The sequence below is a fragment of the Bacillus sp. Marseille-Q1617 genome (assembly GCF_903645295.1).
Lineage (GTDB): Bacteria > Bacillota > Bacilli > Bacillales > Bacillaceae_B > Rossellomorea.
Genome location: NZ_CAHJXM010000001.1, coordinates 377,584 through 389,558, shown reverse-complemented (window position 1 = coordinate 389,558; position 11,975 = coordinate 377,584). Strand labels below are relative to the sequence as shown.

Genomic DNA, 11,975 nt, shown 5'->3' with positions numbered 1-11,975 from the left:
TTTTTTCAAAATAAGCTCTTTTTCCCTTGGAAAACTGTATAAATGGAAAGCGTTTTGTTCAAAAAGGTTTGTAAATCGGCTTGGGAAGGTAAAAAAAGCATCGCTGCAGCAAAATTGTACGGCTCAATGATCCATTTTGTAAATTTATGATCCTATCTGGAAAAATATGATCCTGTTTGTCGATTTATGATCTTTTCCGGGGAAATATAATCCTAAATGTCAATTTATGATCCTATTTATAAATATATGATCTTTTAAGAATTATTCTAATTAAAATTCTGCCTTCTAACTTCTAGCTACTTCCTTCCGCCCTTTCCTCTTGCTCCTCGCCTCCATGCCACTCGATTTATTAAAGCCTCGCTCAAAAAAGAAAAAACCGGCTCTACAGCCGGCTTTCTTCCTGATAAGCACTGATTTCTTCATATTCGCTTTCCAGCAGTCTGGGCAGACGAATGAAAATCGGCATCAATCTGCGGTAAGCTTCTGTCGCTTTCTCGTCAGGCTGATGGGAGTGAACGGAGCCGACCATCGTCTTTACCTCTTCAAGTGAGTCCAGTGTTCCCTGTCCGTACATTCCGAGAACAACTGCTCCAAGACATGAGCTTTCAAAGCTTTCAGGCACTTCCACTTCCTGATCGAAGATATCTGCAAGCATCTGGCGCCAAAGTTCCGATCGGGCGAAACCTCCCGTTGCCTGTACGCGGGTCGGTGATCCGATCAGTTCTTCCAGGGCGAGAAGGACGCTGTATAAGTTCATGACGATCCCTTCTAGCACCGCCCGGATCATATGCTCTTTTTTATGATGCATGCCGAGGCCGAAGAACGATCCGCGCGCTCTCGCATTCCAAAGCGGAGCCCTTTCCCCCGCCATATATGGGTGAAAAATCAAACCTTCCGAACCTGGCTCGACCTTTTCCGCAATATCAGTTAGCACTTCATAGGGGTCTTTCCCCAATCGTTTTGCCACTTCCACTTCTGCTGAGGCGAGCTCGTCGCGCACCCATCTGAATATCATCCCTCCGTTATTCACCGGCCCACCGATGACCCAGTGCTTATCCGTCAATGCATAACAGAAGATCCGCCCCTTGGGATCGGTCACCGGCCGGTCAGTTACAGCGCGGATCGCTCCGCTTGTTCCGATCGTGACTGCCACCACCCCTGGTTCAATTGCGTTCACCCCTAGATTAGAGAGGACACCGTCACTTGCACCGACGATAAAAGGAGTGTCCGCAGGCAAGCCAAGCATGTCTGTGTATTCTACTTTTAAACCTGTTAAGCTTTCCGTCGTTGAAACTGGCTTGGATAATTGATCGCCGGTAACGCCGGCTACTTTTAACGCTTCTTCATCCCATGCGAGCTTTTCCAAGTTAAACATACCGGTAGCAGAGGCAATGGAATAATCGACCACATACTCGCCGAATAACCGGTGAAAGATGAATTCTTTAATGGAGATGAATTTCTTTGCTCTTGCAAATAAATCCTTATGTTCTGCATTAAGCCAGGTCAATTTCACAAGTGGGGACATCGGGTGGATCGGTGTGCCCGTCCTCCGGTAGATGTCCATTCCGTTGTATTCCTTCTTGATTTTGACTGCCCAGTCCGCACTGCGGTTGTCAGCCCATGTTATCGACGCCGTGAGCGGCTGATCATTCTCATCGACGAGGATCAAGCTGTGCATCGCTGAACTGAAAGAGACAAACGAAATCTTTTCTTTCGTTTGCAGCGTCACTTCCTTGATCGCTTGTATGACCGCACGGAAGATTTCTTCAGGGTCCTGCTCTGCAGTTCCCGGTGCAGGTGTATGTAAAGGATATTCCACTCCGTGACGGCAGATGGCCTCTCCTTTTTGATTAAAAAGTACCGCTTTGGTACTGGTTGTTCCGATATCTACGCCAATCATCTGTGACATGTCCATTCCTCCTCAAGTAGAGACAATCATTGCTGTGACAAGTATAAAACGGGGATGACGTAAAGTCACCCGTTATGTATGAAATAGAGAAAAGGAAGAAGCATCGCTGCCCTTCCTTTCCACTACCTTTAGTATGAAACCTTTACGAGATAAAAATACCCAAGATGAACGCTACGGCGAATCCGACGAAACCTATGAGTGTTTCCATCACCGTCCATGATTTCAACGTATCTTTTACGTCCAATCCAAAGTAACGGTTAACCAGCCAGAATCCGCTGTCATTTACGTGTGAGAATACTGTTGCACCGGATGCAATGGCGATAACCATCAAACCAAGCACAGGCCCCTCTAATCCCAAAGTGGAAATCAAAGGACTCATCAACCCTGCTGCAGTGACCATCGAAACTGTCGCAGAACCTTGTGCAACACGGACGACCATCGCGATCAAGAATGCAAGGGCGATCGGAGGCAGGCTTGATCCCGCCATCATTTCACCAAGTACTTCACCAACGCCTGAATCAATCAAAACTTGTTTGAAGACTCCCCCGGCACCTGTTACCAGGATGATGATCCCTGCAGGCTCAAGGGCTTTTGTGGCAATCTCCTGTACTTCATCCCTCGTGTATCCCCGCTTCGTACCAAGAAGGACGAATGTAAGAATCGTGGCAATTGTCAGCGCCACGAAAGGGTGACCAAGGAACGTCAACACGGAACGAAGCGCATTTCCTTCCTCTAATAGTACGCCCGACAGCGTATTCAAGAGAATTAAAAACAAAGGAATGGAGATTAAAGATGCAATAAGACCAAAGCTTGGCAGTTCTTTATCATATTCTATTTCTTCAACTTGCATATAATCAGGCACAACGGCATGAATTTTCTTTGAAATATATTTTGCAAAAAACGGCCCGGCAATGATCATGGACGGGATACCGGCAATCACACCGAAAAGAATGACCCAGCCAAGATCCGCTCCGATCAGGTCAGCGACCGCAATCGGCCCAGGTGTCGGCGGGATGAAACTGTGTGTGACGGCAAGCCCCGCAAGCAGTGGAATACCATAGTACAATAAAGACTTTCCTGTTTTCTTTGCCAGTCCATACACAATCGGAACAAGAATGATGAACCCTACATCGAAAAATACCGGAATCGCTACAAGGAATCCTGTGATACCAAGAGACCATTGTGCTTTATCTTCTCCAAATTTGTTGATCAGCGTCTGGGCAAGACGTTCCGCCCCTCCGGAGACTTCAAGCATTCTCCCGAACATCGCACCTAAACCAACGACGACAGCGACGAATCCGAGAGTTCCTCCCATACCGTCCTGGATCGAGGTGACAACATCGCCAAGCGGCATTCCTGCTGCAATCCCCACGATTAAACTTACAAGGAGCAGTGCAACAAAGGCATGAAGCTTTGTTTTAATAACTAAAAATAATAGAAGAAAAATTCCTGCTAACGCAACCAATATCAGCATTTGATCTGACATGTTAACCCCTACCCTTCTTTTTTAATATACCTATTTCCTTATTCCACCCATACCATTAAAGCGTTTACATTAAACCTTTATGTATCTGACACTCACAGTCTATCATGCTCGGAAAATATTTTTCAGAAAAGTGTCTGGGAGGAAAAATTATTTTTTCTTGATATCTCTATTATAAAAAATATTTTTCTATTTGCAACCGTTTACAAAAAATATTTTTCTTTTTCTTTTATTTTAGTATAATAATAGTATGAAAACCCTTACAGGAGTGTTGCCCATGATGAAAGAGCATCAGCATTGCCTGGCAAGCATCCGCTCTCATTATCCACAGTTTAGTGAAACCGAACGGAAAATTGCCGATTATATACTGGAAAACCCCACCCACATCATACATTCCACCATCAACGGTCTGGCCGAAGATTTAGGTGTAGCGGATTCGACCGTCTTCCGCTTTTGCAAAAGAATCGGCTTCAAAGGCTATCAGGCCATGAAAATAGCCCTTGCATCTGAAATCGTAACAGGGCTGAAAGACATTCATGAACGAGTGGATGAAGGGGATACTCCCCAAACAATCGCTTCCAAAGTCTTCCGTTCAAATATCAAAACAATCGAAGACACATTGATGGTCGTTGACGAGAAAAAACTTCAGGAGGCGGTGGATGCATTAACTGGAGCCGAATCGATCGAATTCTTCGGCAGCGGCGGCTCAGGCGTGATTGCACTTGATGCGTATCATAAATTGATTCGCACAGGACTGCGGGTCCGGGCGACTTCTGACAGCCACATCCAGCTGATGACCGCTTCCCAGATGACCGAAAAGGATTGCGCGGTCTTCATTTCGCACAGCGGGTCTACAAAAGATATCCTGCAAGTCTTGGAAGTCGTGAAGGAAACGGGCGCGAAGACGCTTTGTATAACGAACTTCGCCAAATCCCCATTAAGCCGGGAAGTCGACATCCCCCTCTATACCGTTTCAGAGGAAACCGACTACCGTTCAGAAGCCCTTTCCTCCCGAATCGCCCAACTGACGCTGATTGATACGCTGTATGTAAACATCATGATGAGGCGTGAAGCGACCGGGCAGGAAGCTCTGAAGAAGATGCGAAGCGCGATTTCGGTGAAAAGGATCTAAGCAGTGAGGCGTGAGACCGTTGGCGGTCTGCGTCTTTTTTGATTTGGGCAGCGAATTTTTCGGTATTTTTAGGTTGCAGCTGGAATTTAGATGCGATTTCGTTCACTGCAGCCTGTTAATTCCGTCAGTTATTCTGAAAAATCCAGTCAAACCACACGATATTTCCGTTACTTTTTTAATTAATTCCGGCAATTAACTATATAATTCCGTCACAAATCCATTTAATTCCGTCAACCAGCCTCTTCACCCCGCCATGCACTTTCATCCTTTTATTAATCTCCTCATGCATGCCCTGTGAAATGTTTTACTATTCAAACCATTTAGATTATGATTTTTATAGAGCAGAAATCTATAAAGGCGGGATCAATATGTCACAGAAGCTTACACTGGATCATGCAAGAGAACTTGATAAGAGCGACTCCCTCGCTCATTTCAAAGAGGAATTTTACATAAAAGACGGCCACTGCTACATGGACGGCAACTCTCTCGGATTATTATCGAAACGCGCCGAGAAAGCGCTTTATACTTCGCTGGAAGATTGGAAGGAACACGGAATCGACGGCTGGATGGATGGCGCCGAGCCCTGGTTCTATTATTCTGAAAAACTGGGCGGGAAAACGGCTCCGTTAGTCGGTGCCAAAAAGGAAGAAGTCATTGTGACCGGATCCATCACGACCAACCTGCACCAGCTGATTGCCACATTCTATCAGCCTCAAGGAAACAGGACAAAGATCCTGGCTGATGAATTGACCTTCCCTTCAGATATCTATGCGATTCAAAGTCAGCTCGAATCAAAGGGGTATAACCATGAAGACCATCTCGTACAGGTGAAAAGCCGGGACGGATATACTCTGGTGGAAGAAGATATCATCGACGCGATGACAGAAGATATCGCCCTGATCCTCCTTCCTTCTGTCTTATACCGCAGCGGTCAGCTGCTGGATATGAAACGGTTGACGGAGGAAGCTCATAAGCGTGGAATTGTCATCGGATTTGATCTTGCCCATTCGATTGGAGCCCTCCCCCACGCCCTTCATGAAGATGGAGTGGATTTTGCCGTCTGGTGCAATTATAAATATTTGAACAGCGGTCCTGGCGGTGTCGGTGGATTATTTGTCCATGAAAAGCACTTTGGGAAGAAACCGGGCTTGTCGGGCTGGTTCGGATCACGGAAAGACAAGCAATTTGATATGGAGCATGTGCTCACCCCCGCAGAATCGGCGGGTGCTTTCCAGATTGGGACGCCACACATTCTGAGCAGTGCGCCATTACTCGGTTCACTTGAACTATTTGAGGAAGCAGGGATCGGGGAACTTCGAAAGAAATCCCTCTCGCTGACAAGATTCTTGATGGATCTGTTGAACCAGGAGCTCTCAGGCTGCGGGTTCACAATTTGCAATCCACTGGAAGACGAACGCCGCGGCGGCCACGTAAGCCTCAAGCACGACGAAGCCGCCAGAATTTGCAAAGCCCTTAAGGCCAACAAAGTGACACCGGATTTCCGTGCGCCGAATAATATCCGCCTGGCTCCGGTCGCCCTGTATTCGTCCTATGAGGACGTTTGGGATACAGTTCAGATTTTGAAAAAAATCATGGAGAATGAAGAATATAAACAATTCGAAAACGTCCGTAACGTTGTAGCTTAAAGGAGGATCAAAATGAAAATCATCGATATTTCACAGCCGCTTCATGACGGCACACCCGTTTGGCCGGGTGACACCCCTTTTTCTTTTTCATTGAACTGGTCCATGGAAGAAACCGGATCCGTCAATGTCGGACAGCTGAATATGAGCGCCCATACGGGAACCCATGTGGATGCCCCGTTCCATTTTAAAAGTGACGGAAAGCGGATTTTGGATCTGCCGCTGGATCATTATATCGGTCCTGCGGTCGTCGTATCAATTGACGGGGCTGAGAGCATTGGTCCAGAGCAGCTTTCTAGTATTGACCTTTCTTCTGTAAATAAGGTACTTTTCAAGACGGAAGCATGGAAGGATCTTCAAGCATTTCCTGAATCCATCCCTCCGATCAGGCCGGAACTGGCCCCTTTTTTAAAAAAGAACGGCATCCACCTAATCGGAGTCGACCTCCCTTCAGTGGATGAGCTGGACAGCAAGGAAATGGAAGCCCATCACGCCCTGACAGAAAATGATGTCCTGATCCTGGAGGGTATCGTATTGAAGGATGTGGCGCCCGGGTATTATGAACTGTACGCCATGCCCCTCCCTCTTAAGGACGCAGACGGTTCTCCGGTCCGCGCAGTATTGATTGACCGGGAGGCATAATAATCGTTGGTTGGAAGCAGCTTGTGAAGCTGCTTCTTTTTTATTTGTTTATTGTTAAGCCGGTGCCTGGCTCAATTCAGCTATTTTGAGCCAGGCTCAACCTCTGCGTACCAGGTACACTCCGCCCGGTTTGTACCTGGTACAAACCTTGCTGAATGTACCAGGTACAAAACAAAAGACAACCCCCCCAGCCAAAATTCCACCTCTTCAATCCCTCTGCACATAATTGACCTACATAAGATATAAATTTCAAAAAATGTTCATAGACTTAACGTATAAAGGTTTAAATTCTTGAAGAATTCGTCATAACTAGTAAGACGGCTCGTCCTAACTAGTAAGACGGAAGGAGGAAGATGAATGGGTATTTTGACGACTATCGGGTTCGTTGTATTCCTTGGCACGATTTTAGGCGTCCTCATCTATTTCTTAAGACAAGCACTGGACTCAAATGATTCGAAGCGAATCGATCCCCATAAGGATCATGACAATTTTTCGCAGTAAAAGCGGCGTTTTCATTGGAAAGGAGTTTTCTTCCGGTGGAAACGTTTTTTTATGGGTATATTTCGAGCGATTTCTTTATAAATTCCTTGCTAAAGGAGATGTATTTTCAACTTTCATCATTTTGTTTTCAACTTCAGGTAATTTATTTTCAACTTTTTCACTTTTATTTTTAACTTCCATTGATGTATTTTCAACTTCTCAATCCTCCAGCACGATCAGTGTTAAAACACTAAACAAAAAGCCCCTGACAAGCAGGGACTTTCTTCTATCCATATACTTCTTTCTCTCCAAGTTCCATCACACTCGAACACATCGGACATTTCTTTTTATCCGAAGCCGATTCACCGGCTTCCCGTCTTTGCCACGTAATGCAATGTTTATTTGTACATAGCCAAGCTTTGACCACATTCAGCCTGCCGGTCCGCTTTTCGCGGGAACCGCCGCTTTTCACTTCTTCCTGATGGGGTTCATTGCTGAATATGTCATTGATAAAGCGGGAACACTTTCTCGTCTCCCCTTGGTAATAAGCAGGGGATGATATATAAAGTTTTTCCTTCGCACGTGTGATGGCCACGTAGACAAGCCTTCTCTCTTCTTCCAATGCCCCGCTCTCTTTATGTGCAGATTCTTTGTAAATCTTGTCCTCGAGCTTTCCGGCATTCAGGGCTGAGCTGTGCGGCAAATTGCCTTCGATCGCTCCGATCAGGAAGACAACCGGAAATTCAAGTCCTTTGGAACGATGGATCGTCATAAGAGAAACGCTGTCGCTCTCGCCGCTCTTATCCTGATATACTTCTTCATATTTTGCTTTCATTTCATCTATGAAACTGATGAAGCTGGAAATCGTTTCAAACCTCTTCGCCGACCCTTCAAGTTCCGTCAGCATTTCTTTGATCAGTTCCTTCTGCTCTGTCACGACATGGGATTCCTGGGCATCGATATACTGATGATAGAATTCTTTGCGGATTTTCTTGATGGCCGTCTCAGGTGATTCTTCTTGAAGGGATTTGATGAACTTCATCCGCGTTTTAATATTTTTCACTTGAAAAGGCTTCAGTCCGTTCATGGTTGTGAGATGGATGAGCGGATACTTCTTTCTGACCCTTCCATCCTCCTGTAAAATATGGGCCATGCCCTGCTCCCTTCTGATGAACATGGTCGGCAGGATATTTCCGATTGCATCGAAATTCCGCGGAACGATACACAGTCTCAAGTAATCGACGACAGGTTTAACGGTCCAGTTCTCATAAAAAAGGGAATCCTTTTGATTGTAAGGATGAAAAGGAATCTCCTTCATCAGCAGCTGCTCAAAAACCGCCCGTCCGCTGCTCATCGTCCTATGTAGAATTGTGATATCCCGGTAAGAATAGCCTCCTTCTATCAATCTCTCAATTTCTTCCGTAATCCAGACCGCTTCTTCGTCTGCCGTGGCCGGCCTTGAATATAGAGGCTTCTTTTCTTCTTTCTTTGTAGCAATCAATTTCTTTTTCCGCCGGTGGACATTTCGATCGATGACCTCGTTCCCGAGTCCGATGATGTATGCGTCGGAACGATAGTTTTCTTTCAGCGTCACAATCTCCGCTTCCGGGAATTCCTGGTCGAAATCAAGGATGAACTCATTGCGGGCACCGTTGAAGGAATAGATCGTCTGGTCATCATCCCCGACGACAAACAGGTTCCCGTGGGCCGCAATCATTTTTATTAATTCATATTGTATGAGATTCGTATCCTGAAATTCATCCACCATGACGTATTGAAACCGGTGCTGGAGGCTTTTCAATAGATTCGGATTCATGCCCAGCAAATCGTATGCCTCGGTCAGGATATCGTCAAAGTCCATTTTATGATTTTTGCGCTTCCATTCTTCATAACGTATCAATATATCACGGATTTCTTTATCCGATTTCGAAGAATAGGGCATTTCTTTTATGTTCATTTTATTTAATTTATAATGTGAAAGCTTCGCAAGCAATGTCTCGGCATCATACGGATCATAAATATTCATTTCCCGCTGAAGCTGCTTCAGGATGATTTGCTTGTAGCGTTCATTCCCGATGATTTCCTGTGTATAATGCCTTGAACGCAGTAAATAAAGGAATAACGCATGAAAGGTACTCGCCTGGACGCCCTGCCCCCGTCCTTCAGTACCCGGTAAAGAGTTGATGCGCTGCTTCATTTCCTCTGCTGCTTTTTTCGTAAAGGTGACGAGCAGAATATTCTGCGGAAGGATATTCTTCACCTTCATCAAATAACCGGCACGGCATACAAGGACGGTCGTCTTCCCGGTACCTGCACCGGCAAGGGTCAGACACGGACCGCTGCCGTGACGCACCGCAGAAATTTGCGCTTCATTCAAATGAATGCCCGCTTCTTCTATTTTCCTGAAAAAGAATGCATCCTCTTCTTCTGATGCCACGAGGTCCACAGAAGTTTGTCCTTTATGTAATGAGGCAGTAGGGATGGCGGTCTTCTCTGCTTCAAATGGATAGATCGAGTAATTGGTCAGTGCTTTATTCAACTCACATTCTCCTTGCTCACTTGCAAAAGTTGACTTCCGAAATAGATAACCTTTCTATCATAACAAGCACCCCTGACATCCTGCAATCCTCTCTGAAGCTTTCAATCGAAAATCAATTTCTTCCAATTCCGTTAAACAACTGTTTAAACCTTTGAACTACCTTTATCATAAGGTTTCTGGAAGTTAATCAAACGTTTGTTTAACTTTTTTTCTGAAAACATTGATTTGGAGCGAATGCAGTTAAACAACTGTTTAACTTTCTAGAGCCTGCTGTTTTAAGGTTTACGGATGTTAATCAAACGTTTGTTTAAATCATGTTTTTTTGATTTGAAATGAAAGTATTGATTTTCACCTTAAGCGGAGGTGAAATTCCCCCTTCAAATTATTCGTATTTTGATATTAACCGGTTCTAGCTGTTGATTGGAGTGCAAGACGAAGACTCCTGCGGGAAAAGCGAGACAGGTGAGACTTGTCTAGCTGCAGGGCTTAGAGGCACATGTCATAAGTCAAACCGACCAGAAGGCAAAGAACGCCTTCATGGCCGATTCGCCTTATGCCACCCGCCTCTGAGCAAAGCCCTTCCGCTTTTCTTACCCGCAGGAGCGCAGCGACGAGGAGGCTCACCGGCCGCCCGCGGAAAGCGAAGTCTTGCACGGAAATCAACAGCGGTGTTTAAACCAGTCAACTTAAATGGAGTTTTTTAGAACAGAAATTGCCTATGAAACTCTCTGTTTCAGGATTAAAAAAACATAAATAAAGGTATTTAAACAATAGGTGATAAACGTGAATATAATTAAATGGGGCTTTACCCGCCGCAACTCGATCAAGGCTGAGTTCGACCTCTTCCCTCACTCACTGGTGATTCTCAGGAAAATCAGGAGCTTTTATTTTGTTTATCAAGTCCACTGGTCCTCCCTTGATCCGGTGGTTGACAGACACCATCTTGAAGAAATGGAGCTGCTTGTGAACCGGGAACTTGGGTATGAACAGTATTATCTAAGACGGAGAGAAATGTAATGTTAAAACGTTTTCAAATAGTGAGATAGAATGCGATAAAGAAAGATAAATGCCTATTACGATTTGAAATCCGCCCAAAATCGAAATATATGGACTTTTCTGAACATTTAAATAAGTGATTGAATTTGCTAATATGAACTTAAGAACTTAACAAAAGATTTACACAATCTTTAAGGAAGGCGTGATTCCAATGACGTAGCGAAAGCAAAGCATGTCAACATCACATCTTGCAACTGAAATCGGCCCGTGAAAACTGATTTCAAGATGTGTGGATATGCGGGGACGCGCAAATCTTATTTCAGGGGATGATTCCAATGAAGAGTGTAAGCGAAGCATGCTAGGATCATGTTGCATATAGAAGATAGCCCGTGAAAACTATCTTCGCACCATGTGGGCATGTGGGGATGCAGAAGCAAGAAAAAAATAAACTATATAACATGCAACACCATTAATTTAAATTAATTGAATGTTTGGTATGTGTATTAGTAAGAAAGGATAGAACGTGTAATTGAATAAGGTTTACTTAAGTTGAGACGCTGTTTATGTGAAGTATACATAAGCAGCGTCTTGAATTGTTTATACATACTCTTCTTTTAATATCGAGCAGACTGCCGCGTCGCAGAATACCCCTTTTTCAAAAGCGGCTTTTCTTAATACTCCCTCAAAAATGAACCCCGCTTTAAAAAGACATTCCTTCGATGCCGTATTTTCCGGATCATAGAAAGCTTCAATCCGGTTCAATGACATCGACTCAAAGCCAAATTGAATGATCGGCTTCAGCACTTCCGACATGACCCCCTGTCTCCAGTAGGCAGGATGTACTTCAAAACCGATTTCCGCTTTATAATGTTCTTTCTCCCAGCAGTGGTACCCGCAGCTCCCGATGATTTTCCCGGACCCTTTCTCAGCGATTCCCCACCGGATGCCTTCGTTCTGCGCGAACCTCGTATTCCATCTATCAATAATGTCAATTGCCTGGCCTGTTTCAGTAAACGATTCGAGGTCATAATATTTCGTTACTTCATCTCTTGAGAAGTAATCAAATACTTGCGCTGCATCCGATTCTTCCATTTGTCTTAAATGAAATCTTTCGGTTGTTAATATAGGAAATCCTTGTGGAAAGTTCATAG

9 protein-coding genes are annotated in these 11,975 nt (G+C 44.8%); 5 read left to right on the top strand and 4 right to left on the bottom strand.

The genetic code is table 11. From position 1 onward, the window contains the following. Window positions 1-382: 382 nt before the first annotated feature. Both gntK and HWX64_RS01935 read right to left on the bottom strand, forming a co-directional pair. Window positions 383-1,900 (bottom strand): gluconokinase, encoded by a 1,518-nt coding sequence (gene gntK / locus HWX64_RS01940; protein ID WP_175989590.1) that lies wholly within the window; start codon window positions 1,898-1,900, stop codon window positions 383-385. A 151-nt stretch (window positions 1,901-2,051) separates the two neighbouring features. After that, entirely contained in the window at window positions 2,052-3,395 is a 1,344-nt protein-coding gene (locus tag HWX64_RS01935) for a GntP family permease (protein WP_175986804.1), read from the bottom strand. 274 nt (window positions 3,396-3,669) lie between these two features. Between HWX64_RS01935 and HWX64_RS01930 the strand changes: the two genes are divergently transcribed. From HWX64_RS01930 to HWX64_RS01915, 4 genes are all read left to right on the top strand, one after another. After that, entirely contained in the window at window positions 3,670-4,524 is an 855-nt protein-coding gene (locus HWX64_RS01930; protein WP_175986802.1) for a MurR/RpiR family transcriptional regulator, read from the top strand. A 368-nt stretch (window positions 4,525-4,892) separates the two neighbouring features. Then, window positions 4,893-6,170, top strand: coding sequence for a kynureninase (gene kynU, locus HWX64_RS01925; RefSeq protein ID WP_175986800.1), 1,278 nt, complete (start codon window positions 4,893-4,895; stop codon window positions 6,168-6,170). Window positions 6,171-6,182: 12 nt separating this feature from the next. Continuing rightward, entirely contained in the window at window positions 6,183-6,809 is a 627-nt protein-coding gene (gene kynB / locus HWX64_RS01920) for an arylformamidase (RefSeq protein WP_175986799.1), read from the top strand. Between the two features lie 357 nt (window positions 6,810-7,166). Further along, complete coding sequence (locus tag HWX64_RS01915) at window positions 7,167-7,310, top strand: hypothetical protein (RefSeq protein WP_175986797.1); 144 nt, start codon at window positions 7,167-7,169, stop codon at window positions 7,308-7,310. A 265-nt stretch (window positions 7,311-7,575) separates the two neighbouring features. On the opposite strand, the gene HWX64_RS01910 is transcribed toward HWX64_RS01915, so the two are convergent. Next, window positions 7,576-9,828: a UvrD-helicase domain-containing protein gene (locus HWX64_RS01910; RefSeq protein WP_254871013.1), complete on the bottom strand. Its 2,253-nt coding sequence runs from the start codon at window positions 9,826-9,828 to the stop codon at window positions 7,576-7,578. A gap of 783 nt (window positions 9,829-10,611) precedes the next feature. On the opposite strand from HWX64_RS01910, the gene HWX64_RS01905 reads away from it, so the two are divergent. Beyond that, entirely contained in the window at window positions 10,612-10,845 is a 234-nt protein-coding gene (locus HWX64_RS01905) for a hypothetical protein (protein WP_175986795.1), read from the top strand. A 576-nt stretch (window positions 10,846-11,421) separates the two neighbouring features. Here HWX64_RS01905 and HWX64_RS01900 read toward each other — a convergent pair. After that, a complete protein-coding gene (locus HWX64_RS01900; protein ID WP_175986793.1) occupies window positions 11,422-11,973 on the bottom strand; it encodes a GNAT family N-acetyltransferase in 552 nt (183 codons plus the stop codon). Window positions 11,974-11,975: the final 2 nt, after the last annotated feature.